The 26,226-nt window shown below is 71.2% G+C and carries 25 protein-coding genes; 14 read left to right on the forward strand and 11 right to left on the reverse strand.

Translation table 11 applies throughout. From position 1 onward, the window contains the following. Positions 1–3: 3 nt before the first annotated feature. The gene (locus KIP79_RS05965) at positions 4–1,317 is read right to left on the reverse strand and encodes an RNA-guided endonuclease InsQ/TnpB family protein (protein ID WP_214103637.1); all 1,314 of its coding nucleotides are present in this window, start codon (positions 1,315–1,317) and stop codon (positions 4–6) included. Between the two features lie 65 nt (positions 1,318–1,382). On the opposite strand from KIP79_RS05965, the gene tnpA reads away from it, so the two are divergent. Continuing rightward, complete coding sequence (tnpA, locus tag KIP79_RS05970; RefSeq protein ID WP_214103638.1) at positions 1,383–1,799, forward strand: IS200/IS605 family transposase; 417 nt, start codon at positions 1,383–1,385, stop codon at positions 1,797–1,799. 152 nt (positions 1,800–1,951) lie between these two features. Beyond that, a complete protein-coding gene (gene disA / locus KIP79_RS05975; RefSeq protein ID WP_308169586.1) occupies positions 1,952–3,037 on the forward strand; it encodes a DNA integrity scanning diadenylate cyclase DisA in 1,086 nt (361 codons plus the stop codon). Positions 3,038–3,042: 5 nt separating this feature from the next. Here the strand turns inward: disA and KIP79_RS46535 are convergent, their stop codons facing one another. Further along, positions 3,043–3,447, reverse strand: a complete 405-nt coding sequence (locus KIP79_RS46535) for a hypothetical protein (protein ID WP_250212726.1) — start codon at positions 3,445–3,447, stop codon at positions 3,043–3,045. Positions 3,448–3,574: 127 nt separating this feature from the next. Between KIP79_RS46535 and KIP79_RS46540 the strand changes: the two genes are divergently transcribed. Next, positions 3,575–3,769, forward strand: a complete 195-nt coding sequence (locus KIP79_RS46540) for a hypothetical protein (protein ID WP_250212727.1) — start codon at positions 3,575–3,577, stop codon at positions 3,767–3,769. A 300-nt stretch (positions 3,770–4,069) separates the two neighbouring features. Here the strand turns inward: KIP79_RS46540 and KIP79_RS05985 are convergent, their stop codons facing one another. Next, complete coding sequence (locus tag KIP79_RS05985) at positions 4,070–5,818, reverse strand: AMP-dependent synthetase/ligase (protein WP_214103641.1); 1,749 nt, start codon at positions 5,816–5,818, stop codon at positions 4,070–4,072. A gap of 177 nt (positions 5,819–5,995) precedes the next feature. Here KIP79_RS05985 and KIP79_RS05990 point away from each other — a divergent pair, with 177 nt between their 5' ends. The 7 genes from KIP79_RS05990 to KIP79_RS06020 all read left to right on the forward strand — a co-directional run bounded on the left by KIP79_RS05990 (position 5,996) and on the right by KIP79_RS06020 (position 11,631). Continuing rightward, positions 5,996–6,763 carry a metallophosphoesterase family protein gene (locus tag KIP79_RS05990; RefSeq protein WP_214103642.1) on the forward strand — a complete coding sequence of 256 codons (768 nt, stop codon included), beginning with the start codon at positions 5,996–5,998 and terminating at the stop codon, positions 6,761–6,763. Positions 6,764–6,777: 14 nt separating this feature from the next. After that, entirely contained in the window at positions 6,778–7,215 is a 438-nt protein-coding gene (locus KIP79_RS05995) for an SRPBCC family protein (RefSeq protein ID WP_214103643.1), read from the forward strand. Next, entirely contained in the window at positions 7,212–8,360 is a 1,149-nt protein-coding gene (locus KIP79_RS06000) for an ArsA family ATPase (RefSeq protein WP_214103644.1), read from the forward strand. Before KIP79_RS05995 ends, KIP79_RS06000 begins: the two co-directional genes overlap by 4 nt. After that, positions 8,357–8,776 carry a hypothetical protein gene (locus KIP79_RS06005; RefSeq protein ID WP_214103645.1) on the forward strand — a complete coding sequence of 140 codons (420 nt, stop codon included), beginning with the start codon at positions 8,357–8,359 and terminating at the stop codon, positions 8,774–8,776. The genes KIP79_RS06000 and KIP79_RS06005 overlap by 4 nt, the downstream gene beginning before the upstream one ends. Positions 8,777–8,794: 18 nt before the next feature. Then, on the forward strand, positions 8,795–9,739 hold the full coding sequence (locus KIP79_RS06010; RefSeq protein ID WP_214103646.1) for an ROK family glucokinase: 945 nt from the start codon (positions 8,795–8,797) through the stop codon (positions 9,737–9,739). A 13-nt stretch (positions 9,740–9,752) separates the two neighbouring features. Next, positions 9,753–10,427 (forward strand): endonuclease/exonuclease/phosphatase family protein, encoded by a 675-nt coding sequence (locus KIP79_RS06015; protein WP_214103647.1) that lies wholly within the window; start codon positions 9,753–9,755, stop codon positions 10,425–10,427. A 73-nt stretch (positions 10,428–10,500) separates the two neighbouring features. Next, a complete protein-coding gene (locus tag KIP79_RS06020; protein ID WP_250212728.1) occupies positions 10,501–11,631 on the forward strand; it encodes a hypothetical protein in 1,131 nt (376 codons plus the stop codon). Positions 11,632–11,638: 7 nt separating this feature from the next. On the opposite strand, the gene KIP79_RS06025 is transcribed toward KIP79_RS06020, so the two are convergent. Then, entirely contained in the window at positions 11,639–12,073 is a 435-nt protein-coding gene (locus tag KIP79_RS06025) for a hypothetical protein (protein ID WP_214103648.1), read from the reverse strand. 12 nt (positions 12,074–12,085) lie between these two features. Continuing rightward, positions 12,086–12,850: an alpha/beta hydrolase gene (locus KIP79_RS06030; RefSeq protein WP_214103649.1), complete on the reverse strand. Its 765-nt coding sequence runs from the start codon at positions 12,848–12,850 to the stop codon at positions 12,086–12,088. Between the two features lie 117 nt (positions 12,851–12,967). On the opposite strand from KIP79_RS06030, the gene KIP79_RS06035 reads away from it, so the two are divergent. Then, on the forward strand, positions 12,968–13,669 hold the full coding sequence (locus KIP79_RS06035) for a lysophospholipid acyltransferase family protein (protein WP_214103650.1): 702 nt from the start codon (positions 12,968–12,970) through the stop codon (positions 13,667–13,669). A gap of 134 nt (positions 13,670–13,803) precedes the next feature. Here the strand turns inward: KIP79_RS06035 and KIP79_RS06040 are convergent, their stop codons facing one another. The 3 genes from KIP79_RS06040 to KIP79_RS06050 form a co-directional block, all read right to left on the reverse strand. Next, complete coding sequence (locus KIP79_RS06040; RefSeq protein WP_214103651.1) at positions 13,804–14,454, reverse strand: collagen-like triple helix repeat-containing protein; 651 nt, start codon at positions 14,452–14,454, stop codon at positions 13,804–13,806. A 313-nt stretch (positions 14,455–14,767) separates the two neighbouring features. Continuing rightward, positions 14,768–17,263 (reverse strand): VIT domain-containing protein, encoded by a 2,496-nt coding sequence (locus KIP79_RS06045; RefSeq protein ID WP_214103652.1) that lies wholly within the window; start codon positions 17,261–17,263, stop codon positions 14,768–14,770. Next, a complete protein-coding gene (locus KIP79_RS06050) occupies positions 17,260–17,922 on the reverse strand; it encodes a MerR family transcriptional regulator (RefSeq protein WP_214103653.1) in 663 nt (220 codons plus the stop codon). The genes KIP79_RS06045 and KIP79_RS06050 overlap by 4 nt, the downstream gene beginning before the upstream one ends. Before the next feature lie 104 nt (positions 17,923–18,026). Between KIP79_RS06050 and KIP79_RS06055 the strand changes: the two genes are divergently transcribed. Then, the gene (locus tag KIP79_RS06055) at positions 18,027–18,494 is read left to right on the forward strand and encodes a Dps family protein (RefSeq protein WP_214103654.1); all 468 of its coding nucleotides are present in this window, start codon (positions 18,027–18,029) and stop codon (positions 18,492–18,494) included. Here the strand turns inward: KIP79_RS06055 and KIP79_RS49220 are convergent. Next, the gene (locus tag KIP79_RS49220) at positions 18,491–21,418 is read right to left on the reverse strand and encodes a P-loop NTPase fold protein (protein WP_214103655.1); all 2,928 of its coding nucleotides are present in this window, start codon (positions 21,416–21,418) and stop codon (positions 18,491–18,493) included. The genes KIP79_RS06055 and KIP79_RS49220 overlap by 4 nt on opposite strands. 120 nt (positions 21,419–21,538) lie before the next feature. On the opposite strand from KIP79_RS49220, the gene KIP79_RS06065 reads away from it, so the two are divergent. Next, positions 21,539–22,702, forward strand: coding sequence for an alkaline phosphatase PhoX (locus tag KIP79_RS06065; protein WP_214103656.1), 1,164 nt, complete (start codon positions 21,539–21,541; stop codon positions 22,700–22,702). Here KIP79_RS06065 and KIP79_RS06070 read toward each other — a convergent pair. Then, the gene (locus tag KIP79_RS06070; RefSeq protein ID WP_214103657.1) at positions 22,699–23,625 is read right to left on the reverse strand and encodes a bifunctional helix-turn-helix transcriptional regulator/GNAT family N-acetyltransferase; all 927 of its coding nucleotides are present in this window, start codon (positions 23,623–23,625) and stop codon (positions 22,699–22,701) included. The two genes, KIP79_RS06065 and KIP79_RS06070, sit on opposite strands and share 4 nt — an antisense overlap. A 100-nt stretch (positions 23,626–23,725) precedes the next feature. Here KIP79_RS06070 and KIP79_RS06075 point away from each other — a divergent pair, with 100 nt between their 5' ends. After that, positions 23,726–24,721, forward strand: a complete 996-nt coding sequence (locus KIP79_RS06075; protein ID WP_214103658.1) for a lactonase family protein — start codon at positions 23,726–23,728, stop codon at positions 24,719–24,721. Here the strand turns inward: KIP79_RS06075 and KIP79_RS06080 are convergent. Beyond that, entirely contained in the window at positions 24,704–26,137 is a 1,434-nt protein-coding gene (locus KIP79_RS06080; protein WP_214103659.1) for an FGGY family carbohydrate kinase, read from the reverse strand. The two genes, KIP79_RS06075 and KIP79_RS06080, sit on opposite strands and share 18 nt — an antisense overlap. Between the last annotated feature and the right edge of the window lie 89 nt (positions 26,138–26,226).

Raw genomic sequence — 26,226 nt, forward strand, 5'->3', positions numbered from 1 at the left:
CGTTTACGCGGCAGCTCGCGGCGCGCCGCGAGCTATGGAACGGGGTGCTTGACGCTTCACCGACCCGGGCAACCCCGAGTCTCCACGCCCTGAGACGACCGGCCCGGCCGCCTGTCCTCTGGCCTTGATGCATTTTGCGGCGTTCACGTCGGCGTGCTCGGTATGCCCGCAGGTGGTGCAGCGGAAGAGGGCTTGGCTCTCGCGGCTCTTCGCGTCCGCCTTCCCGCAGGCTGGAGCCGAGCATGTCTGGGACGTGTAGGCAGCAGGAACCTTTCCGATGACGCAGCCGGTATAGCGGGCCTTGGACCGCAACGCGACCTCCAGCCCATACCAGGCCTTATCCAAGATCGCCTTATTGAGGCCGGACTTTTGAGCGACTCGCGAACCCGGCTCCTCGACCGTGCCGGACGCCGAGGCGGTCATGCCACGGACGCCCAGATCCTCCAAGACGATGTGCCCGTAGTCGCGGGTGAGCCGGTGCGCGGTCTGGGCGTTGAAGTCCGCCCGGCGCCACCGAACCCGCCGCATGATCTCCCCCACCTCGCCGGCCACCACCTTGCGCCGGGCCGAGCCCTTCTTCGCACGGGCCAACCGGCGTTGCAGCCGCAGACACCGCTCCGCCTCACCGGCCGACAGGTAGCCCAGATCGGCCTCGCGGCCGGCCTTTTCCTCCTTCGGGGGCACCGGTGAGGACACGCCGGACTCGCCGGCATGGCGGCGGTCGAAGAACTCCCCGTCGGAGGTGACGGCAGCCGTCACCACCCCCCGGTCCACCCCCACCACCTGGTCGGGGCGCGCATGCCTGTCCATTCGCGTGATGCCGTCCTCGACCAGGAACGAGACGAACCAGTGCTTACCGTCGCGCGAGATGGTCGCGGACTTCACGGTCTCGCCCAGCGGGCGCGACATGCGGAACCTCACCCACCCGAACTTGGGCAGGAACACTCGCCCCCACTTGCGGTTGATCTTCTCGACCGGGATGTGCCTGGCGGTCGGGTACCGAAACGACGGCGTCCACTTCGCCTTGCTCTTCCAGCGGACCTTCCAGGTGCCGTGCCTGCGGCACGCCTCGTCCAAATCCTTGAGCGTCTGCTGGATGACCTGGGCGGGAGCGTCGGCCAGCCAGGTGAACTCGCCCTTGGCGTCGGCGAGTTGCCCGCACTGCTCGGCGTAGCCGATGGAGGCGCCCCTGCGCCGATAGGCGCGGCGCTGTTCCAGGCCGGTGTTCCACACCGACCGGCAGATCCCGGCCACCCGCTCGGCGAACAGCTTCTGCCCGAAGTCCAACTCCAGCCGGTACTTACGCCCCGTCAGCATGCGAACACCTCCCTTGCCGCCTGCCGCCCACATCTCACAGACTCGAACACGTTAGCATCTGGTCTATGGCTCAGGATGCCGAATTTCGGCGTGGTAGACATGTGTTTTTCGCGATGCATGTCCATCTGGTCTTCGTGACCAAATATCGCGGGAACGTCTTCGATAACGAGATGCTGCGCCGCTGCGAAGAAATCATGATCGAGGTGTGCGACGGCTTCGAGGCCGAGCTACGCGAGTTCAACGGCGAAGACGATCACGTTCATCTGCTGGTCCACTACCCGCCCAAAGTCGCCATCAGCAAACTGGTCAACTCGTTGAAGGGCGTGTCCTCGCACTACCTGCGCAAGGAGTTCACCGGCCGGGTCAACCGCGCGGTCATGGACGGCCAGTTTTGGTCCCCCAGCTACTTCGCCGCCTCCTGCGGCGGAGCCCCACCGACCATCATCAAGGCCTACATCGAACAGCAACGCCGCCCAGCCTGAGGTTCTGGGTCCGCACTTCGCGCTCCGGGACGGGGACCGCATTCGTCCATGGCCTGAAAGCCGAGGGCTTTCTGCGGACCTTCGGTAAACTGGACCGCGCCATGGGTCTGTGGAGAGACCGTCTGGGCGCGAGACCAGCGGGGGTCACTGACGTGCATGACAGCAAGGGACTGGAGGAGCGCCGCAGAACCACCCTGGCCGCGCTCGCCCCCGGGACGGCTCTGCGCGACGGGCTGGAGCGCATCCTGCGCGGCCACACCGGCGGCCTGATCGTGCTCGGTTACGACAAGGCCGTGGAGGAGCTCTGCACCGGCGGTTTCGAGCTGGACGTGGAGTTCGCCGCCACCCGGCTCAGGGAGCTGGCCAAAATGGACGGGGCCATCGTGCTCAACGGGGAGGACCTGCGGATCGTGCGGGCGGCGGTGCACCTGGTGCCCGACCCGGCCATCCCCACCGACGAGTCCGGCACCCGGCACCGGACCGCGCAGCGGGTGGCCCGGCAGACCGGCCACCCGGTCATCGCGATCAGCAAGTCGATGCGGATCATCGCGCTCTACCTGGGCGGGATTCGGTACGTGCTGGAGGAGTCGGCCGCCATCCTGTCCAAGGCCAACCAGGCGCTGGCCACCCTGGAGCGGTACAAGCTCCGCCTGGACGAGGTGTCCGGCACGCTCTCCGCGCTGGAGATCGAGGACCTGGTCACCGTGCGGGACGTGACCGCCGTGGTGCAGCGCCTGGAGATGGTCCGCCGGATCGCCGGCGAGATCGAGGAGTACGTGGTGGAGCTCGGCACCGACGGGCGGCTGATCTCGCTCCAGCTGGACGAGCTGGTCGGGGGGGTCGAGGAGGATCGGGCGCTGATCGTCAGGGACTACCTGCCCAACGGGAACGGGCGGCGGCCGCGCCGGTTCGAGGACGCGGTGCGGGATCTGGACGGGCTCTCCTCGCTCGACCTGCTCGACCTCACGACCGTCTCGCAGATCCTCGGCTACAGCGGTCCTGACGCGCTGGACGGGCCGGTGAGCCCGCGCGGCTTCCGGCTGCTGGCCCGGGTGCCGCGCCTGCCGAGCACCATCGTCGATCGTCTGGTGGACCATTTCGGGAGCCTGCAGAAGCTGCTGGCCGCCAGTACCGACGATCTTCAGGTGGTCGGCGGGGTGGGCGAGACCCGGGCCCGCACCGTGCGCGAAGGGCTCTCCCGGCTGGCCGAGTCCTCCATCCTCGAGCGGTACGTCTAGCGGGTTCAGCGCAGTTCGAAGACATTGCGGGCGCTGCGGAGGGTGCCCACCCTGGCCACGGCCGCGTAGGTGCCCTTGGCTGCGGCCTGACGCTTGGCGGTGCAGTCCACGCCCGAGTGGTGGCGGTCCCACTGGATGTCCCGTACGTACGGCACGCCGAGGCGGAGCATCTGGCGGTCGGTGCCCTCGCCGCTCACGCAGTCCGCCGTGGACCAGACTCGTTCGCCTCCCGAGGTGACGCGCATCTCCAGTGCCCGTGGGCCGAGATCCACCACGCACGGCACCGGCCCGATGTTCACCACGGTCAGCAGGAACCCCGGGTTGAGTCCCGCGCCGTAACTCTGCTGGCTTCCCCGCAGGCTGAGCACCAGGTCATCGAGCCGGCACTCCTCTCCCGGCTTCCGCTGCACGGCCGACGGTCTGAGACTCGGCTTCGCCGACGGCGCCCCCGACTGCTGCGCACTTCCCGACGCCTGGCTTCCCGATGCCTGGTTTCCTGACGCCTGACTTCCTGACGCCTGGCTACCCGACGCCTGATTGCCCGAGGCCTGGCTACCCGACGGCTGGGGCGTGGCCGCCGGTGACGGCAACGACACCGCCATCGCGTCCGCGGTCCCCGGCCCCGGCTTCGCACTGCTCACCGGCTTGTCCGACCCCGTCGCACAAGCCCAGGCCACCACCGCCACCACCACAAGCATGCCGGTCAACACCGACACCCGCCGACGCCAGTAGACGTCCGCCCCCTCCACACCACCACGGAACGTGTCCGGATCCATACGCACAGTATGGAGAGTCGTGGTCCCCCCAGTAGACTCGCCTCGCCGAAGAGATCAATATCCGTCCCCCACCCCATCCCCAATCCAACGCCCACCCCTCTAAACACCCCACAAACCCACCCAAAACCCCTGCTCACCCTACTTCTCCCACCCACCCACCCTTCTGACCCCTCCGGGTCCGGGCCCGGCTCCGCCGGGACGGATGGTTGCTGTGGAACTCTCACCGGCCCTACGGCGAGCGTGCGGAGGGGACGTCTCAGCCGCCGTACAGTTCCTCGATCTGCTTGGCGTAGTCGCGCATCACGAGGTTGCGCTTCACCTTGAGGGACGGGGTGAGGTGGCCGGATTCCTCGGTGAGGTCGTTTTCCAGGATGATGAACTTCTTGATCTGCTCGGCCTTGGAGACCATGCGGTTGGCGTTGTCGATGGCCGCCTGGACCTCTGTGCGGAGTTCCTCGTCGGAGAGGGTGACCTGGGCCATCGCCTCGGGGTCGAGGGTGACCAGCGCGCCGATGAACGGGCGGTCGTCGCCGACCACCATGACCTGGCTGATCAGGCGGTGCGCCCGGATGCTGTCCTCCAGCGGCCCGGGGGCCACGTTCTTCCCGGCCGCCGTGACCAGGATCTCCTTCTTCCGCCCGGTGATCTTGAGGTAGCCGTCCTTGTCGAGCTCCCCGACGTCCCCGGTGTGGAACCACCCGTCAGAATCGATCACTTCCCGGGTGGCGGCCTCGTTGTTCCAGTACCCCTTGAAGACGTGCCGCCCCTTGACCAGGATCTCCCCGTCGTCGTCGATCCCGATGGTCACCCCGGGGAACGGCTTCCCGACCGTGCCCACCTTGTTGGCCCCGGGAATGTTCACGGTCGACGGCGCGGAGGTCTCCGTCAGCCCCCAGCCTTCGAACACCTCGATGCCGACCCCGCGGAAGAAGTGCCCGAGCCGCTCACCCAGCGCCGACCCGCCGGACACGGCCGCCGACAGCCGGCCCCCGGTCGCCGCCCGCAGCTTGGTGTAGACGAGCCGGTCGAACAGGGCGTGCTTGAGCCGCAGCCCGAGCCCGGCCCCGCCCGCGCTCTCCGCCTTGCTCCACTCGATCGCGGTGGCCGCCGCGGCGTGGAAGATCTTCCCCTTGCCCTCGCCGGTGGCCTTCTGCTCGGCGCCGTTGTAGACCTTCTCGAACACCCGGGGCACACCGAGCAGGAAGGTCGGCTTGAAGCTCTGCAGGTCGGGCGCGACGTTCTTCATGTTCGGGGTGTGCGCCAGCACCGTCCGCGTCTCCAGCAGCACGATCTGCACCATCCGCGCGAAGCTGTGCGCCAGCGGCAGGAAGAGCAGCGCGGCCCGCCCGTCCACCGTGAACAGCCGCTCCAACGGCCCGAAGGCCACGTTCCTGGCGGTGAACACCAGGTTGTCGTGGGTGATCTCGCAGCCCTTGGGCAGCCCGGTGGTGCCCGAGGTGTAGATGATGGTGGCCAGGTCGTGGCCGCCCCGCGCGGTGCGCCGCTCGGTCAGCGTCTCCTCGCTCACCTCGGCGCCGGACTCGGCCAGCGCGTCCAGCCCGCCGCCCTCGATGTTCCAGATCATCGGCAGGTCGGGGGCCGCCTCGCGGACCGTCTCCTCGTGCGCGGCGGTCTCCACGAAGGCCGCCTTGGCGCCGCTGTCGGAGAGGATCCACTTGACCTGCTCGACCGAGCTGGTCTCGTAGATGGGCACGCCGACGCCGCCGGCCGCCCAGATCGCGTAGTCGACGACCGTCCACTCGTACCGGGTGCGGGACATCAGCGCGATCCGGTCGCCGGGCTGGATCCCCGCCGCGATCAGGCCGCGGGCCACGCCGGCCACCGCGTCCCGGAACTCGGCGGCGCTGACCGCCACCCATTCCTCGCCGACCTTGCGGCTGATGCAGGGAGCGCCGGGTTCTTCGGCGCCCCGCTGGAACACCGTGTCGGCGCAGTTGGCCGACAGGGGGACGTCCACCAGCACGGGAACGCTGTACTCGCGCACAGTTACTCCTTCGGGGCACCGCTGGGTAAATTTGCACCGGACGCTACCCTGAGAAGTTACGCATTGGTAGGTCCGTCACCCAGGCGTTATCCGGGCAATTTCACGCTATCAGCGCCACTGTCGCCCATGACCCCGCGACGCGCACCGTGTCGGAAGCCTCCGGTTACCATGAGCGCCATGCGGGTGCACGTGGTCAGCGACGTCCACGGCAGAACCGATGCGCTGGCCCGTGCCGGCGAGGGCGCCGACGCCCTGGTCTGCCTGGGTGATCTCATACTCTTCATCGACTACGCCGACCACGCGCAGGGCATCTTCCCCTCGCTGTTCGGCGCCGAGCGGGCCACCGAGTTCATCCGGCTGCGCACCGCCGGCCGGTTCGACGAGGCCCGCGCGATGTCGGCCACGCTCTGGGCCGCCCTCGGCGGCGACCCCCGCGAGCACATCGAGCGCGCGGTCCGCGCCCAGTACACCGAGATCTTCGCCGCGATGCCCCGGCCCGCGTACCTGACCTACGGCAACGTGGACGTCCCCCGGCTCTGGGGTGAGTACGTCCAGGACGGCCACCACGTGCTGGACGGGCAGACGGCCGAGATCGGCGGGCTCACCTTCGGGTTCGTGGGGGGCGGGCTGCACACGCCGTACCGGACGCCGTACGAGATCGACGAGGAGGAGTTCGCGGCGAAGGTCGAGGCGGTCGGCGCGGTGGACGTGCTCTGCGCGCACATCCCGCCCGCCGTGCCCGAGCTGCTGTACGACACCGTGGCCCGGCGCTTCGAGCGCGGCAGCGAGGCCATCCTGGCGGCCATCCGGCGCACCCAGCCCCGGTACGCGCTCTTCGGCCACGTGCACCAGCCGCTGGTGCCGCGTACCAGGATCGGGCGCACCGAATGCGTGAACGTTGGGCATTTCCGGCGCCGTGGCACACCGTACGTTCTTGAATGGTGAAGTACGGTTAGGCCATGGCTGACCGCACCACGTCGAGCATCACGATCGGCGCCGCCCCCGAGAAGATCATGGCCGTGATCGCCGACTTCGAGGCGTACCCGGAATGGGCCGGTCAGATGAAGTCGGCCCGGATCCTCACCACCGACGCGGCCGGCCGCCCGGAGACCGTGCGCTTCGTCCTGGACGCGGGTGTGATCAGCGACGAGTACACCCTCCGCTACGACTGGGACGGCGAGACCGGGGTCTCCTGGCACATCGCCGACGGCGGGCGCATGGTGTCCGGCCTGACCGGCAGCTACCGGTTGAATCCCCGCAACAGCGACACCGAGGTCGTCTACGAGCTCGCGGTCGACCTGAAAGTGCCGATGATCGGCATGATCAAGCGCAAGGCCGAGAAGGTCATCGTCGACACGGCTCTGAAAGGGCTGAAGAAACGCGTCGAACGCGCATGAGGGTCCTGCTCTTCACGGGGAAGGGCGGCGTCGGCAAGACCACGGCCGCCGCGGCGACCGCCACGCTGGCCGCCAGGCGCGGGCTGAAGACCCTGGTGGTCTCCACCGACACCGCCCACTCGCTGGCCGACGCCCTCGACGCGCCGCCCGCCGTCGAGCCGGTGGAGGCCGCCCCCGGCCTCTACCTCCAGCAGGTCGACACCCAGCGCGCGATGGAACGCCACTGGGGTGACCTCCAGGAGTACGCGCGCACGGCCTTCCACGAGCTCGGCCTGGACGAGATCACCTCCGAGGAGGTGACCGTGCTGCCCGGCGCCGAGGAGATCATCGCCCTGCTTGAGCTGCGCGAGCAGGCCCGCGCCGGCCGCTGGGACGTGATCGTCGTGGACTGCGCGCCCACCGCGGAGACGCTGCGCCTGCTCGCCCTGCCCGAGGTGCTGGACTGGCACGTCAACCGGTTGCTCCCGGTCGGCCGCCGCCTGGTGAAGGCGCTCGGGCCGATCTTCCGCCATGTCGCCAAGGTGAGCGCCCCCGAGGAGAAGGTGATCTCCGCGGGGGAGCGGCTGCACCGCGGCCTGATGGCCGTGCGCGAACTGCTCACCGGCGACAACGCCTCGGTGCGCCTGGTGCTCACCCCCGAGGCGGTGGTGGTCGCCGAGGCCCGCCGCACCCTGACCTCCCTGAGCCTGTACGGCTACCGCGTGGACGCCGTGATCGCCAACCGGGTCTTCCCCGCCGATGGGGCCGACGAGTGGCGCTCCCGCTGGGTGGCGGCCCAGGCCCGGCAGCTGGCCGAGGTGCACGAGTCGTTCGCCCCGCTGCCCGTGCTGCGGGCGCCGTACCTGGCGGCCGAACCCGTCGGCGTGGCCGCGCTGGCCGAGGTCGGCGTCGAGCTGTACGGCACGCACGACCCGTTCGGCCCACCCGTCGCCGAGCCCCCGATGCGGATCACCGCCGACGAGCTGGTGCTCCGGCTGCCGCTGGCCGACCGCTCGGAGGTCGACCTGGCCCGCAAGCGCGACGAGCTGATCGTCACCGCCGGGTCGTACCGCCGCATCATCGCGCTGCCCGCCGCGCTGGCCCGGCGAACGGTGGCTTCGGCGGCGCTCCAGGACGGCTGCCTCCGGGTAACGTTCGAGATATGACGGAAAGCAATGATCGGCCGGATCCGCTCGGGGCGGCGGCCGATGAGGCGAAACGCCTGTTCGACTCACTGCAGCAGCGGGTCGGCCGGGAGATCGGGAAGGGCTTCGTCCGCGGGGCCGGCAGCGGGTTCGGCGGCATGTTCGCCCCGCCACCCCCTACCACGCGTCAAGAAGATGTGTGGGCGGAGGCGGTTTCCGGGCATGATCACGAGGAGTACATCTGCCGGGCCTGCCCGGTCTGCCGGGTGATCGCCGCGCGCAAGGAGAAGGATGCGCGGGGTGACGTCACCGACCACCTGATCGCGGCGGGGGGCGAACTGCTCGCCGCCTTCCGGCAGGCGGTCGACGCCCTGCAGGGCCCGCCCGCACCCCGGCGGCCGGATGACCCGAAAGTAGAGCACATCGACTTGGGCTGATCTCCGGAAGAGGGACCTATGGCGCTGACCATCGGCATTGACATCGGCGGAACGAAGGTCGCGGCCGGGGTGGTGGACGAGGACGGCAAGATCCTGGAGAGCCTGCAACGCCCCACTCCCGCCGACAATCCCGAGCTGGTCGCCGGAACCGTCGCCGAGGTGGTCAAGGACCTGGCCTCCCGGCACGAGGTGGAGGCGGTCGGCGTCGGCGCCGCGGGGTTCGTGGACGAGACCCGGTCCATCGTCAGGTTCGCCCCCAACCTGGCCTGGCGCGAGGAGCCCTTGCAGCGCAAGGTGGCCGAACTGGTCGGGCTGCCGGTGGTGGTGGAGAACGACGCCAACGCCACCGTCTGGGGGGAGTACCGGTTCGGCGCCGGGCGCGGCGAGACGCACGTGGTGTGCGTGACCGTCGGCACCGGCATCGGCGGCGGGGTCGTGCTGGACGGCGCGCTCTACCGGGGCCGGTGGGGCATGGGCGGCGAGCTCGGCCACATGCAGACCGTGCCGGAGGGCAAGCTCTGCGGCTGCGGCAACCTCGGCTGCTGGGAGCAGTACGCCAGCGGCAACGCCCTGGTCGCCGAGGCCCGGCGGCTGGCCACCGCCGACCCCGGCCGGGCGGCCACCCTGCTGGCCATCGCCGGAGGGACCCCCGAGCAGATCGACGGCGCCGAGATCACCGACGCCGCCCGGGACGGGGACCCGGTCGCCCTGGAGGCCTTCGACTGGCTGGCCGGCTGGCTCGCCCAGGGCCTGGCCGACCTGGCCGCCGTGCTCGACCCCGGCTGCTTCATCATGGGCGGAGGCGTGTCCCGCGCCGCCGACCTCTGGCTGGACCGGGTCCGGGAGCGGTACGCGGAAAAGCTCACCGGCCGGGGCCACCGGCCACTGGCCGCGATCCGGACCGCCGAACTGGGCCCGGCCGCGGGGCTGGTCGGGGCCGCCGATCTGGCGCGCATGCCCTGATGGTCGGGGTCTGATGATCAGGGTCGCGTCCTACAACGTGCGCGGCCTGCGAGACGATCGCGCGGCGCTGGCCAGGGTCATCGCCGCCCTCCGGGCTGACGTGCTCTGCCTCCAGGAGGTGCCGCTGCGGCGGGGGCCGCTCGAGGCCGTCACCGGCATGCGGCTGGTGATCGGGCGGAAGGTGGCCGTGCTGGTCGCCGACGGCGTGACAGTGCTGTACGCCGGGTGGCACCGGCTGCGCTGGTTCCCCGGTCTGGAGCGGCGGGCGGTGGCCGTCGCGGTGGTGGAGGCCGCGGGGCTGCGGCTGGCGGTCGGTTCGGTCCATCTCGACCTGCACCAGGGGGCCAGGGTCGCGCACGCCCCCGAGGTGCTCGCCCGGGTCGAGGCGGCGGCCGCGCGGTTCGGGGCGCTGCCGGTGCTGGCGGGGGACGTCAACGAGCAGCCGGGGCAGCCCTGCTGGCGGTATCTGGCCGGGCGGCTGACCGACGCGTACGCGGTGGCGCCGCGCGGCGACGGGTGCACGTTCCCTTCTCGACGACCGGACAAGCGCATCGACGCGATCTTCGTTGGGCCGGGACTGGCGGTACGGGCCTGTGGCACCACCGACCCGGCCCCCACCCCCGATGACCTGCGCAGAGCCACCGACCACCTGCCGGTGGTGGCGGAAATAGACCAACTGCGGGAATAAATCAGACCGAGGCTTCTGATCCGAATTACGGTCTCTCGCCCCCTGGCCGCCCGCCGACCCGTACGATTTGCTCATGCCCCGCTGCCTGACCCGGCGCGTGGTGCCGTTGAGCGCGCTTCTCGTCGGTCTGTCGGCCGGTAACCTCCCCCATGCGATTCCGACCGCGCACGCGCAACCGCACCCCGCCGCCCCCGCGAGCACCGCCGACGAGACCGTACGGCGGGCCGGCGACGCGCGCCTGGGCAGCAGCGGCTCCCTCGCCGACGTCACCGCCGTGTCCGAAACCAACATTTGGGCCGTCGGACAGGAGGGCCTCTGGGACGTCTGGCGGAACCGCGGAGTGGTCACCCACTGGGACGGCCGGTCCTGGACCGAGGTGAGCGCCCGGGGGGACGTGACCGGGGTCGGGGCGCTGCGCTCGATCAGCGCGGTCTCGGCCGGTGAGCTCTGGGTGGTCGGGGACGGGCACGACGGCATGCCGTACGTCGGGAAGGGGGGCCCGGGCGGGTTCGACCGGGTGGCGGTGCCGGCGGTGCGCGGCGGGGACTGGCTGCGGGGCGTCGCCGCGCAGCCGGGCAAGGTGGTCGCGGTCGGCAGCCGGGCCGGGAAGAGCCTGATCGCCACCGGCGCCGGGGCGTGGACCGCCGTGCTCGGGCCGCCGGGCGCGCTGCACGGGGTGGCCCTGAAGGGCAAGGACGGCTGGGCGGTCGGCGACACCGGCACCCGGCCGCTGGTGATGCGGCTGACCGGCTCCGGCTGGAAGCAGGTGTCGGCGCCGAACGTGCCCGGCGGCTACCTGCGGGACGTCTACCTGCAGAGCGGCAGGCGGGCGGTCGCGGTGGGCGCGGTCTTCCAGGGCGACGAGAACGTCGAGCCGCTGATCATGCGCTGGGACGGCAAACGCTGGACCCGCGACAAGCTACCCATCCCCGAGGCCGAGCTGTACGGGGTGAGCGGGGACGGCAAGGGCCGCTACTGGGCCTCCGGCTACGACCCGGCCAATCCGGGGGAGGCGTTCCTGCTCAAGTACACCGGCGGCCGGTGGGAGCCGCTGCGCGGCGAGCCCGCCGAGGAGGGGCGGCTGGTGCGCATGCGGGCGGTGACCCGGACCGGCGAGCTGACCATGGCGGTCGGGCACGCCTTCGGCGCCGACGGCCGCTACGACGACCTGGTGGAATCCTTCGGACCCGCCACCCAGCGGTGACCCGGTCCTAGACGACGGCTCCGTCGTCCCAGCCGGAATCCCCGGGAGGACCGTCCCCCATCCGGACCACCAATGCGACGAACCCGCCGATGAACGCGGCCACCGCAGTGAAGACGATCCACGGGTCCATCGGCCAGCGGAGCAGGGCCGCGAGCAGTAAATAGGCCGGTCCGCCGAACAGCGCCAGCCAGGACACCTTGGTGATGGCGTCCGCCTTGGGCAGCGGCGGCGGCGGGGGCGGCACGTAGTGGTCGCCGTCGTCCGCGACCTCCGGCTGGTCGGTGCTCTCCGGCTCGTCGGGTTCCCCGGGCTCAGGCTCGGCCCCGGCGGCCACGTTCTCCCGGTCCGGCCATGGCTGATCCGCCGAGCTGTCCTCGGGGGTCTCGTTGTAGGAGGCGACGATCTGACGCCAGACCTCGTCCTCATCACTCTGTGGCGTCACATCGATCCCAGGTCACAAGTCCTTCGTCAAGGGTACAGACGCATGGACGCGGATGAAGTCGAGGCTCCCCGAGAAGATCGCGGGGGCATCGTTGTCCAGGGTGGCGACGTGGTAGCTGTCCGCGCATTCCCTGACCTCCAGGTTGTCTCCCATTCTGGCCCGCAGGAACGCCACGCTGGCCGGTTTCACCACATGATCTTCCGGACTGTGAAAGACCAGCACCGGCTGGGTGATCTTCTCGACTTCGGACTGCACGAGCTTCCAGAGCCGGGGCAGCGTGGCCGCGGCGCGGACCGGGGTGCGATCGTAGCCCAGCTCGTGCTCGCCGGGCTTCTTGATATCGCTGGCGATGCCCGGCACCGACGGCAGCACCCACTTGAGCACCGGGGCGAGCAGCAGCAGCGGGTTGTCGTTGACCACCGAGGGGTTCACCACGACGACGCCGCGGATGGCGTCCCCGTGCACCTCGGCCAGGCGCAACGCCATCGCGCCGCCCATCGACAGGCCCATCACGAACACCTCGGCGCAGGTGGCCTTCAGCTCGGCGTAGGCGCGGTCGAGTTCGGCGTACCAGTCCTCCCAGCGGGTGCGGTTCATCTCCTGCCAGGTGGTCCCGTGGCCGGGCAGGCGGGGGAGCGCGACGGTCAGCCCGGCCTCGGCCAGGTGCTCGGCCCACGGGCGGAGCGACTGCGGCGACCCGGTGAAGCCATGGCAGAGCAGCACTCCGATCGGTCCGCCCTCATGGTGGTACGGCTCGGCGCCGGGCAGCAATGGCATGTGTCCTCCAGAATTGGCAAGGATTGCCCGATAGTCGCACGTTAGGCCTCGGTCGTGCGAGGGGGCCAGCCGTGCGAAGATGACTGCACCGTGAAAACCAGGTAAGGGGTGCGCCGAGTGTTCTACTGGGTGGTGAAGGCCATCCTGTGGCCGTTCCTTCACTTCGTGTTCCGTCCGTGGGCGGAGGGTGTGGAGAACGTGCCGAAGGAGGGTCCGGTCATCCTGGCGGGGAACCACCTGTCCTTCGCCGACCACTTCTTCGGGGCGCTCTTCCTGCCGCGCAAGGTCATCTCGCTCGGCAAGTCGGACTACTTCACCGGCAGCGGGATCAAGGGGCTGATCAGCCGGGCCTTCTTCTCCGGGGTCGGGACCGTGCCCATCGACCGTTCGGGTGGCAAGGCCAGCGAGGCGGCGCTCCGCACCGGCCTGCGCGTCCTCGGCGAGGGCAATGTCCTGGGCATCTACCCCGAGGGTACCCGTTCCCCCGACGGCCGCCTCTACAAGGGCAAGACCGGTGTCGCCCGACTGGCCCTTGAGTCCCGGGCGCCCGTCATCCCCTGGGCCATGGTCAACACATTCGAGATGATGCCGCCCGGCCGCGTCATCCCCAAGTTCGGCATCCGCCCCGGCGTCAGGTACGGCAAGCCCCTCGACTTCTCCCGCTACTACGGCATGGAGAACGACTTCCTGGTGCTCCGCGCGGTCACCGACGAGATCATGTACGCGCTGATGGAGCTCTCCGGCCAGGAGTACGTGGACAAGTACGCGGCCAGCGCCAAGATCGAACTGATCCGCGCCGCCCGCGAGAGCCAGGGCTAGGGGCGCCAATCGCCCTGTCGTCCGCCAGGTCGGCCGGAGATGGCGGGAGCAGGGGATCAAGCGAGTCGGGAGATTGCCGAGAGCGGGCTGGGCAGATCACCCGCCGCTCTCGGCGCGCTAATCCCGTCGAGTCACTACTTGGTCATCAGCCTGGGGGGCATTGGCAGGAGCGGGCTGAACGGCCCACAGCCAACACCCGCACCGAGCACGTTCGGGTCGAACGCGGTCGCAGGGACGACGCACGTCGTGGTCTGCACCGCCTGGGTGCCCGTGACAGGGTCCCTGGTCAGGATCGTCACCCGCAGAGTGTCGACACCCAGCACGGGGCCGGTGACGTCGACCGTGGCGCACACCACGTTCGCGGGGATGGCGACCCCGGCGGTGGCCGTCGCATTGTTGGTTTGAGTGAGCTGAATCCATGGTGTGACACGCACCGAGTCGCCGATATGGAGCTGGCCGAGGCGCGGGACATAGGCGGTGATCACCCGGCCGGCCTCGTCGACGGCCGTGTCGAGACACGCGGTCGGGCCGGGCTGTCCCGGGATGCCCGGCTCGCCCTTCTCGCCGGGCCAGCCACGCGGGCCCCGCTTACCGGGGTAGCCCCGCGGGCCGCGAGGACCGGGCGTGGACTGGTAGCTCTTCTTCTTTTTGACCCACGGCAGATCCAGCATCCAGTCCGGCGGGCCGTCAGTGGAGGCCACCTCTGGGGTGGACGGAGTAGTCCGCACTTCGGCCGCCTGAGCCGCCACCTGCCCCGTCAGCGCGACTCCCATGACGGTCGCCACGACGGCGCACCGCAGGAATCGACGATTTATGAGCAGGTTCCCCAGGAGCCTGCTTTCGCGAGGAATCAATTGATGTCCCCTCATATTGGAGTCCGACTCTCATGCATCATCTATTGATGCATGCCAGGGGATACCCCACCCCTTGTCGGTAAATCTCAACTCCACTCGCGGGACAGGCAAACAATCATCACTCGCCCACATTGTCCCGAAATTTCCCACTATGCAGAAATATGCTGGGAAATGTGGGGGGCGATAAATAGACGTCGATAAATGGTCAGGGACCCCGAAACTCGGGGTCCCTGAATAGTGGGAATCAGCGTTTCCAGAAGGGGCGGCGGGTCCGGGAAGGCGGGGCCACCGGGGTTGGAGTGGTGTCCTCGGTCAGCCGGGTCAGGACATCCAGCGTGTGCTGCCAGAGGCGGGGAAGGTCGAAGTCCGGCCGTTCCGCCCACTGGAGCTCGGAGGCCAGGGTCAGCAGGTCGGGGTGGTTGCTCGCCATCTGGGCGAGGACCTTGAGGCGGCTGGCCAGATCGGACAGGTAGCGGCGGCGTTCGGGGTCGGGCCGGGTGCCCGCGGCGCGCAGCCGGGCGAGCTCCTCGACGAGGAGGGCGCGCGCGCCGTTCAGGGGCGGACGCACGGCCTGCTCACGCCCGGGGTGGGGGAGGAGGACGTCGCCGGACCGCTTGCGGGAGCCTGGGCCGGCCGATTCGGCGGCCGGCTGGGCCACCGGCGGGGGCGGCGGAGACATCGGGGCCGGGAACGCCTGGCCCGGGAACGCCTGGGCCGCGAACGGGGCGCCCGGGCGCCCCGCGGGCCGGGGCTTGGGCGCCGCCGCAGGCGCCGGGGGCGGGGCGCTCGGGGGCAGGGCGGCTTCGCCGAACCCCTCGTCGGCGGCGGCGAAGGCGGCACGCATCATCATGGGCGCGGCGGCCGGGGCGGCTCCCGCAGCGACCGGCGACATCGGCTCCCAGCCGGACGGCTGCTCGACCGGCTGGATCACGTGGTGTTCCGGCCTGCCGTCGGCGACCACCCGGGAGTCCACGGCCACGAACGAGGTGAACCGGCAGAGCACGCCGTAGCGGAGCGAGACGCGGACGATCTCCGGCTCCAGTTGCCGGGCGCCGATCGTGTACCGATCCTCCAGCCGCCGGAGCTCACCCCGCGCCCAGACCGCGCGGATCGAGGGCGCCTGGACGGTCCGCCCCGCGATGGTCTGCTCCCACGGCTTGCCCTCCGCCGAGGTCCCCCGTACGGCGATCGCCGGTTCGGCCCCGGTGCCCCGGTACCGGCCCCACACCTGGAGCGGAACCCCGGGGTAGAAGGACCCGACATGGCTGACGGTCTCCTCGGCGAGGTCGAGGTCGAGACCGGCCAGGGTCAGGTCGGTGACCAGCGGGGAGCCGATCCGGCGGTGGATGTGCTCCATCGCCTCGTCCAGCCGGTCCTCCGACTCGACCAGCTCGCACCGCCCGGAACCGAGCAGCGCCAGCCGCCCGAGGAAGCCCGCGTTCACCGCCCGGTCGATGCCCACCGCGTGGACGCGGATGCCGTCGACCCGGGCCCCCACCCGTTCCACGATCTCGTCCTCGTTGCCTACCTGCCCGTCGGTGACCAGGACCATGACCCGGTCCCGTTCCCGGTCGGCGAGCAGGTCCAGCGCCATCTCCATCGGGGCGAGGATCTCGGTACCGCCCCGGTCGTTCAGCCGGGCCAGGTGCTCGACCGCCCGGAAGCGGTTGCGGTCGGTGGCCGCCACCAGCCCCTCGCCGGGGAAGGCGAGCTCCACCACGTGGTCGAAGGAGAGCACCGCGAAACGGTCCCGCGAGGTCAGCGTGTCCACGATCCGCGCGGCGGCCCGGCGGGCGGCGACCATCTTCCAGCCGCCCATGCTCCCGGAGCGGTCCAGCAGCAGTACCACGTCGCGGGGCGCCGGCAGCGCCGTCACGTCGGCGGGCGGCATGACCGTCAGCGCGAAGGTGCCCTCGGTCCCCTCCTCGTCCGGGGCGAGCGCGAGCGAGGTGGAGGCGTCGAACCCGAAGCGCAGGATGAAGTCCCGGTCCAGCCGCTCACCCGGCCGGAGGCTGACGGTGACCGTCTCCCCCTCGGCCGTGTCCACCGTGTGCAGGCTGGACTGGATCTCGCGCAGGGCCAGGCCGGCCGGGTCGATGACGGTGGTCAGCGCGAGCCGTACCGGACTGGGGAAGCCGGGCAGCAGGACCGGCGGGGTGATCCGGGAGGCGTCGGGGACGGCGTCGGTGTCCGGTGCGACGCCGGATCCGGACGGGGCGCCGTCCAGGGGTGCGCCGGGGATGTACCGCGGGGCGACCACCAGCGGGAAGCGGAATTCGGCCGAGCCGTCCTCGTACGGCAGGGGCTGGCTGAGCGCCAGGCGCACGGTCACCCGCTCGCCGGGCACGATGTTGCCGACCCGGATGGCGAACACGTCCGGCCGGTCCTCCTCGGCGATGGCCGCGCGGCGGCCCTCCGCCAGGGCGCGGTCGTAGTCGGCCCTGGCCTCCCCGCGCTCCTTGAGCAGGCCCTCCACCACGTGGCCGTCGGCCTCCATGGTGAACTCGGTGACGGCGGCCCGCGGCGGCAGCGGGAACACGTACGTCGCCTCCAGCGCGACCTCGTAGGGGTTGCGGAACCCCTGCGCGACCAGCACCCCGGCGGTCAGGCCGCTGATCGTCGCGGTCACCTCGACGCTCTCCAGCGGCAGGTTGCCCTTCTCGGTCTCCAGCGCGCCGAGCCCCGCGCCGGTGACCGGCACGCAGGCCTCCGGCCGGAGCGGAGTGATCGGAACGGTCATGACGGTGTCCCTTCGGAAGCGGTGACTGCTGGTGGGGTGATCAGGCCCAGGTCGGCCAGCGCGCGCAGGAGGGGCTGCGCGGCGACCGTCACGGCGGCCAGGTCGGTCTGCGACGGTGCCCGGGTGGCACCGTCCAGGACCAGGGCCACTCCTGGGGCAATCCGCACACCGTGCATCAGGGTGGCTTCTGGCGCCGGTACGGATGGCGCCCGTACGGAGGGGGGCTCCGCGGAGTTCACCTCGGCGCGGGTGGCGGGTGCGCGGGTGGGAGCCGCGGCCCAGAAACGTTCCAGGGAGGGTGGGGAGGCATGTTCGGGTTCAGGCGGGTAGCTGGGGTCGGAGAGATCCGCGTTGGGGAGATTCGCGATCGTCTGGAGGGTTGCGTTGGGTGCTCCGGTCAGTTCGAGCTGGATGTCCGCGATGGACCGGCCGGCCGCCTGGCGGCGTTTGACCGCCACCAGCTGGAGCAGGTGGCGCGGGCCGTACAGGGCGACCCGGCCGCGCCGGGCCAGGGGCGGGTCGAGCAGGCCGATCGTGGCGTACCACCGGATGAGGCGTTCGTTGGGCACATCGCGGACCCGGCCGTTGACGCGCGCCTCGGTGCCCAGCACCTCTGCCGCGCGCTCGGCCAGCTCGCCGATGGTCCAGGTCTCGTCCATACCCTCACAATGACACTGTCACGATGACAGTGTCAACTTCGGAAGAGGTGTCCCAGGTTTCGGGTTGTACCTAACAGTCCATCTCGATGGGAGGAATTCGCTTTATGGCTCCGATAACCAGCCTTCTGACTCCCGAGAACAAGAAGATCACCGGTACCGCCCTGCAGGGCGCGCTGGTCGAACTCATCGATCTGGCGCTGCTCGCCAAGCAGGCCCACTGGAATGTGACCGGACGGTTCTTCCGCTCCATCCACCTGCAGCTGGACGACATCGTCAAACTGGCCCGCAAGTACGCCGACGCGGTCGCCGAACGCGCCGCGGCCATCGGCGTCCATCCGGACGGGCGGGCGGCCACCGTCGCCCACGACAGCCACGTGCCGCACCTGGACGCCGGCGCGATCGAGGACGGCAAGGTCATCGCCGTGATGACCGACATCCTGGAGTCGATCATCCGCCGGATGCGGGAGCGCATCGAGGCCACCGAGCGTCCCGACCCGGTCACCCAGGACCTGCTGATCTCCATCACCGAGAAGCTCGAAGAGCAGCACTGGATGTTCCAGGCCCAGCGCTAAAGCAGGCGTCTGGCCAGTTCGGCGATGGGCGGGTCCGAGGCGAGCAGGGAGCGCAGAGGCTCCCACCGGCTCGCCTCGGCCGGTCCTGGCAGTACCTTCCGCGACGCCTCGCCGAACTCGCCCGTCCCGGCCGCCCGTTCGAGCACGCCGAGCACCGTCCCGCCCTGCGGGCACTCCCTGGCCAGCACCGACAGCAGCTGCGGCCAGCGGACGGCGAGGGCGGCCAGCTTGGCGACCTCGGCGTCGGTGGCCGGGCGGGCGCCGGCCAGTTGCTGGCGGTAGGTCACGAACGAGTAGAAGCGGAAGACGTTCACATAGCGCTTGAGCTCCCGGGGATTGCTGGCCGACAGCGCGGGGAGCGCCGCCTCGATGGCGCGGTAGGCGTTCTCGTCGCTGTAGAGGTCGTCGAAGACCCGGTCGGCGGCGGCCCTGGTCTCCACAGAAAGGCCGCCGAGGGCCTTCTCCCCGGGAGTGGCGCCCAGTCCTTCCTGCGCCGCGCGGGCGATCGCGTCGAGCGTGCCGGCCCGCGGGCGGCGGGCCCGGATCGCCCGTTCGATCCGGGCCACCAGCTCGTGGTCCAGGGCGCCCCCGGTGGCGGCCCGCGGTTCCGGGATCGCCACCTTGGGCGCTTCGTGCACCCCCATCAGCGCCCGTACGTACGAGGGCAGTTCGGTGTCGTCGTCCAGCAACGGCACTGAGAGCGGCAGCTGCACGATCTTCTCGAGGAACCGCCACCCGATCCCCTCCCGCAGGCTCTCCGGCATGGCCTCGGCCAGCTCCCGGTACGCCTGCTCCACGTGCGCCGCCACCACCTCCGGCTCCATGGCCAGCAGGAACACGCAGTCCGGGAACTCCCCGGCGAGAAAGAGGTTGATCGCCTCGATCACCTGGGCCACCGTGCTGGACGAACACCGGTCCAGGTCGTCCACGAACACCACCAGCGGCCGTTCCACCGAGGCCACCAGCCCGAGCACGTGCCGCATGTCGGTCTGCACCAGGTGCAGGAAACCGGCCCGCGCCCGGTAACCGGGCTCGCTCACCAGGTCGGCGGCGAACTCCGGGGCGGGCGCGAACAGGTCGGGCGGCCGGACCAGCGTGGTGAACGCGGTGTCCGCGGACTCGGTCAGGAACCGCGCCAGCCGTACCCAGCCGGTGACCACGGCCCCGAGCGCGCCCCCCGAGGCGATGACGGCCGCGCCGCCCTCCAGCGCGGGCAGCAGCGGGCTGGCCATCAGGGAGGCCCCCGCCAGTAGCAGCGCCCCGGCCAGCCCGAGCAGGGCCGGGGCCAGGCGCAGCACGATCAGCCGGTAGGCGCGGCGGCGCACCGCCTCCCGGTCCACCCGGGCCAGGTTGAGCCGGAGCCAGAACCGCTCCCGCTCTCCCCGGGGCAGCCGCTCGGTGACCTGGGTGATGATCTCGTGGGCCAGCCCGGCCCAGATCTGCTCCCCGTTCTGGTACATCCACGGGTTGAACCACACGGTGGGCCGCCACCCGGTCATCCCGGGCACGCCCTCCGGCAGCGGCTCCGGCGGTCGTTTGGCCCAGGTGCGGACCTCCGCGTTGGTGACCCGGTCCGGCGTCGCCGCCGCCCGGGGCCAGAACCGGGTGACCAGGGCGAGCAGCGGGGACGGCGGCCGCGCGGGCAGCGGCCTGGGCAGCCGGATGGGACCGGGTGACCCGGTGGCCGCCCCCGGGTCCAGATCGTTCTGGATCATCCGCATCAGCGAGGTCTTGCCGGTGCCCCACGGACCCTTGATCCCGATGGTCAGCGGCGGCCGGGTCTCCGGATGGCGGATGAAGGCGGCCACCGCCTCCGCGTACACCCGGTGGCCGAGCTCGTCGTCGATGGTCCACCGGTCGGAGGTGAGCCGGGCCCGCGGCGGCATGCTGCGCCGTCCGGCCCGCCAGCGGCGCAGCACGCCGCCGGCCTCGTCCTGTTCGGCGGGGGTGAGCAGCGCCCGCCCGACCTCGGCCACGCTCGGATGCGCGAACGGGGTGCCCCGGCCGAGCAGCCGCCACCCGGCCAGCTCCTCGCGCGCCGCCGTCTCGCCCACCAGCAGCTGGGCCACCTCGGGGGTGAGCTCCTCGTCCTCGCCCAGCAGCGCCGCCCGCCGGAGCAGGGCCTGGGCGGCGGGGCCGAGCTGCTCGTCGTACACCCGGGTGACCAGCCGGTCCGGCGCGGCGGGTCCGGCGCCGAGCCGCTCCAGCAGCGGGGCCAGCTCGGGCGGGAGGCTTTCCGGCCCGTTGGCGGCGGGGACCGCCACCGGGATGCCCAGGCCCTCGGCCGAGGTGAACAGGTGCGGCTGGAACTCGGCGTCCTCGCCGAACACGGCCAGCGCGTGGGCCAGCAGGTCGCCGACCGTGATCACGCCGTCCCGGTCCAGGTCGGCCTCGCCCGCCAGCAGGCCCCCGGCCACCACGTCGGTCAGCGACGGGCTGCCCGGCCGTACCTCGGCGCCGACGGCCAGGCCGGTGGTGAGGGCGGCGGCGGCCACCCCCGCCGGGGTGAGCAGCGCGCTGACCGCGGGTTCGTCCTCGCTGACGCTGCCGATCCAGCCGAAGTCCACCAGCATCAGCAGCGCGGCCGCCTCGGAGTTCCCCGCGGTGGCCCCGAACCGGCTGATCAGCGCGGTGAAGTCGGCGCCGCGCCACCCGGCGGTGCGCGGCCAGCGCACCAGCAGCAGGTCGCCGGGCCTGCCTGCCGCCAGGAAGTCGTCCAGCCGCCGGTGGTCCAGGCTGTCCCTGCTGGGCTGCGCCTGGACCTCGAAGCCGCAGCCGCGCAGCGCGCTGACCAGACGGCGTTCCGGCGAGGGCCGTCCCGGCTCGTCCGGGTCGAGGAAGACCAGGGCCTTACGCCTGGTGATGGTGGGTGCGGAGAGGGTGCTGATCATCGAGGGATCACGGTAGAAGCCGTTCACCGCCACGCGTCCGACGGTTTGCGCAAAGTTTGAGCGCAAGAACCGTGCGGATTCCCCGGGTGTTCATGCGGGTTCGATCGACTGGCGACTCTCGTGGCGCGTAGCGTGCCGTAGTGGGAGGAGATTATGTTGCGCCGCACGTTCGTCCGTTCGGGGGCTCTCGCCGCGCTCACCGGCTCTCTTTGGCGGTCCGCCTGCTCGGCTCCCGCCCCTGCGTCAGGGCCGCGTCCCACCCCGGCGACCAGCACCACGACCAGCGCCCTCGGCCCGGTGGGTTACGGCGAGCTCCAGACGCCCGACGTCAACTCCATCCGCCTGGCCAAGGGTTTCACCAGCCGGGTGGTCGGCCGTTCTGGGGAGCGCGTCGGCGGCCTGACCTGGCATCCCGCCCCCGACGGCGGGGCCTGCTTCGCCGACGGCGACGGCTGGATCTACGTCTCCAACTCCGAGGTCCCGGTGATCGGCGGCGTCTCCGCGCTCCGGTTCGGCCCGGACGGCACGATCAAGACCGGCTACCGCATCCTGTCCGGCACCGACCGCAACTGCGCCGGCGGCGCCACCCCCTGGAACACCTGGCTCTCCTGCGAGGAGACCGCCCGGGGCCGGGTCTTCGAGTGCGACCCGTACGGCTACCGCGCCGCCGCCCCCCGGCTGGCCATGGGCCGGTTCAAGCACGAGGCCGCCGCCTGCGACCCGGACCGTGAGGTCGTCTACCTGACCGAGGACGAGCCCACCGGCTGCTTCTACCGGTTCCGCCCGCAGGACTGGGGCGACCTGACCACGGGCGTGCTGGAGGTGATGGTCGGCGACGGTCCGGGCCCGGTGCGCTGGCGCCGGGTGCCCAACCCCGCCGCCACCGACGAGCCCACCCGGGACCAGGTGGAGGGCGCGCTGCGCTTCAACGGCGGCGAGGGCTGCTACTACTCGGGCGGCTTCTGCTACTTCACCACCAAGGGCGACAACCGGGTCTGGGCCTACGACGCCGACAACCGCCGGCTGTCGGTCCTGTACGACGCCGACGCCCCGCTGAACGGCGTGGACAACGTGTACGTGAGCCGCTCCGGCGACCTGTTCGTGGCCGAGGACGGCGGCAACATGGAGATCAACATCATCACCGCCGACGGCATCGTGAGCCCGTTCCTCCGGCTGGTCGGCCACGGCAAGTCGGAGATCACCGGGCTGGCCTTCTCCCCGGAGGGCGACCGCCTCTACTTCTCCTCCCAGCGCGGCACCACGGGCTCCAACCGCTCGGGCGTGACCTACGAGGTGACCGGGCCGTTCCGGACCTAGAGCGGCCGTTCCCAGTACTCCTCGTTGAACCCCGCTCCGGGCTCGGCGCCGGTCAGCTTGAACCCCGCCCCGTCGTAGATCCGCCGGGCGGCGGTCAGGTTGTCCCTGGTCCACAGCATGATGTCGCGGTATCCCGCGTCCCTGGCGAAGGCCAGGCACTCCTGGACCAAACGGGCGCCGATGCCCATGCCCCGGGCCGAGGGCTCCACCAGCAGCAGCCGGAGCTGGGCGGTGGTATCCGACTTGCGCACGCAGAAGACGCAGCCGACCCGGCGGCCGTCCACCTCGGCGATCCAGCCGGCCTGGCCGGGGTCGGTGAGATGGTCCAGGTAGTCGGCGCTGATCCGGGCCACCAGCGCCTCGAAGTCGGGGCCCCAGCCGTACTCCCTGGCGTACAGGGCGCCGTGCCGGTGCACCACCCAGCCGAGGTCGCCGGGGCGCGGCGGGCGCAGCACGTACGGCAGGGGGAGGGGGCGCTCGCCGAGGATCTCACGGATGGCGGCCATGGCGCCGACCAGGCGGGCGCGGTCCTCCTCGGCCAGCCCGTCCAGCAGGGTCCGCACCTCGGCGTCGGAGCGCTCGTCCAGCTGGGCGAAGGTCTCCCGGCCCTGCGGGGTGAGCGCGGCCACCTGGCGCCGGGCGTCGGCGACCGAGCGCTCCCGCCGGACCAGGCCGTCGCCCTCCAGCCGGGTCAGCACCCGGCTCAGGTAGCCGCCGTCCAGCCCGAGCTCCCGCTTGATCTCGCCTACCTCGACCTCGCCGTCCTCCCGGCCGGCGTCCCGGTCGGCATCGTGGCGGTTGAGCTCGAACAGCACGCGTGCCTCGGTGAGCGAGTAGGGCGAGTTGTGCATCCCGGACCGGAGCATGCCGATCACCGCCGTGTAGAAGCGGTTGAATGCCCGGACCTCCGCGACCATATCCATTGCTCTCCTCAATGGAATCATTGACTGGGGCAACGATACACCGAAATGTTCCGGCGGTGGGCTATGGTGCGGGCCTGTCGGTCCGATCAAGGAGTGTGGCGTGGCGATTCACATCGGCGGTTATACACCGGAGACCGGGGGTTCGGGATCCGGCATCACCGTGGCTGAGCAGGGCCCGGACGGGGCTCTGACCGTGGTCGGCACCATCCCCGCCGCCGGTCCCTCCTTCCTGGCCGGCCATCCGAAACTTTCACTCCTGTACGCGGTGAGCGAGGTCGAGGCCGGCACCGTCACCCTCTTCGCCGGCGGCCGGTTCACCGTCTCCCGACCCACCGGCGGCGCCTCGCCCTGCCACCTGGCCGTGGACCCCGCCGGGGAGTGGCTCGCGGTCGCCAACTACGCCGACGGCGTGGTCAGCCTGCACCGGCTGGACGACGAAGGCCGCTTCGACGGCCCCTCTCTGGCCTTCGCGGGCGACGGCTCCGGCCCGGACCTCGACCGCCAGCTGGGCCCCCACGCCCACCAGGCCGTCTTCGGCCCCGACGGAGTGCTGCACGTCACCGACCTGGGCGCCGACGAGATCCGGCGCTACCGGGTGCGGGACCGGATCGACGTCCTGCCCCCGGTACGGCTCACGCCGGGCAGCGGCCCCCGCCACCTGGCCTGCTCGGGCACCGCCTGGTACGTGGCAGGCGAGCTGGACGGCCAGGTCAGGGCGTACGACCTGGACTGGCGGGAGACGGGCGCGGCGGCGGCGAGCGCGGTGGCGGGGGTGCGCAACTACCCCTCGCACCTGGAGCTCCACAACGGCCTGCTCTACGTGGCCAACCGCGGCCCCAACACGATCACCGTCCTCGACCCGGCCACGCTGACCTCGCTGGCGGAGGTCCCCACCGGCGGCGACTGGCCCCGGCATTTCGGATTTGTCGGGAAATATCTGTATGTGGCCAATCAGGGGTCGGGGCAGGTCACCGTGTTCGCCCTCCGGGACGGCATTCCCGAGCCGACCGGGGACGAGCTCAAGGTCGGCTCGCCCACCTGCGTGATCGCGGACCCGGACCCTGACCCCTACCCCGGCTCAGACCCACTCGCGTGAGCGTTCGACGGCGCGCCGCCACAGCTCGTAGGCGGCGCCGTCGGCCTGCCCCGGCTCGAACCGCCGGTCCAGCTTCCAGGTGTCCCGCAGTTCCTCCGGCGAGGACCAGACCCCGGTGCCCAGACCGGCCAGGAACGCCGCCCCCAGCGCGGTCGTCTCCTGCACCACCGGCCGCTCCACCGGGATGCCCAGCTGGTCGGCCTGGATCTGCATGAGCAGGTCGTTGGCGCTGCCGCCGCCGTCCGCCTTCATGATCGTGATGTCCATCGCGGCCACGATGTCCCGCACCTCGAAGGCGATCGCCTCCAGGGTGGCCCGCACCAGGTGGGCCCGGGTGCTGCCCCGGGTCAGCCCGAGGATCGTGCCCCGCGCCCTTGGGTCCCAGTGCGGGGCGCCGAGACCGGTCAGCGCGGGCACGAACACCACCCCGCCGGAGTCCGGCACCGAGCGCGCCAGCTCCTCAGACTCGGCCGCCGAGGCGATCACGCCAAGACCGTCCCTGAGCCACTGCACGGCAGCGCCGGTGACGAAGATCGCGCCCTCCAGCGCGTACGTGCGGGCACCCGACGGGTCCTCCCAGGCGACCGTGGTGAGCAGTCCCGCCTCCGAGCGCACCTGCTCTGAACCGGTGTTGACCAGCACGAACGAGCCGGTGCCGTAGGTGCACTTGACGTCGCCGGGGGAGAAGCAGGTCTGCCCGAACAGCGCCGCCTGCTGGTCGCCGGCCAGCCCGCTGATCGGCAGGTCCAGGCCGAGAAAGGCGTCCGGATCGGTCCGTCCGACCTCCCCCCAGTTGGGGACCAGTTCCGGGAGGGCGTGGAATGGAACCTTGAAGAGCTCGCAGAGCTCCTGCGACCAGGTCCCGGTCGTGATGTCGTACAGGAGGGTCCGTGACGCGTTGGACGGATCGGTCACATGCCGCGCGCCGCCCGTGAGCCGCGCGATGAGGTAGGAGTCCACCGTGCCGATCGCCGGGTCGCCGGGCACCGGCTCGTGCTCGGCCAGCCAGGTGAGCTTGGTTCCGGTGAAATAAGGGTCCAGCCGCAATCCCGTGAGTTCCGTCACACGCGGCTCGTGCCCGGCCTCCCGGAGCCGGGTGCAGATGGCCGCGGAACGCCGGTCCTGCCAGACGATCGCCGGTCGCGGCGCGGCCAGCGTGTCCCGGTCCCAGAGCACCGCCGTCTCCCGCTGGTTGGTGAGACCGACGCACCGGGGTACGGTGCTTGCCTGGTCAAGCGCGGTACGGCAGGCTGCGAGCGTCGCCCGCCAGATCTCCTCGGGCCGGTGTTCGACCCACCCGGGAGCCGGAAAGTGCTGAGCGAACTCCGCGTAGCCGCGGGCCTCGACACGCCCGTCCTCGGTCACCACGAGGGCGGTCACCCCGGTCGTACCAGCGTCTATGGCCAAAACACCCACGTAGCCTCACTTTATGGTCTAGACCATTGTTGTCAGCAGGAGGCAGAATGCCTCCGGCAGGGTCCTGACCCAGTCTGGCCGCGTTAACA

The organism is Acrocarpospora catenulata (genome assembly GCF_018476525.1).
Lineage (GTDB): Bacteria > Actinomycetota > Actinomycetes > Streptosporangiales > Streptosporangiaceae > Acrocarpospora > Acrocarpospora catenulata.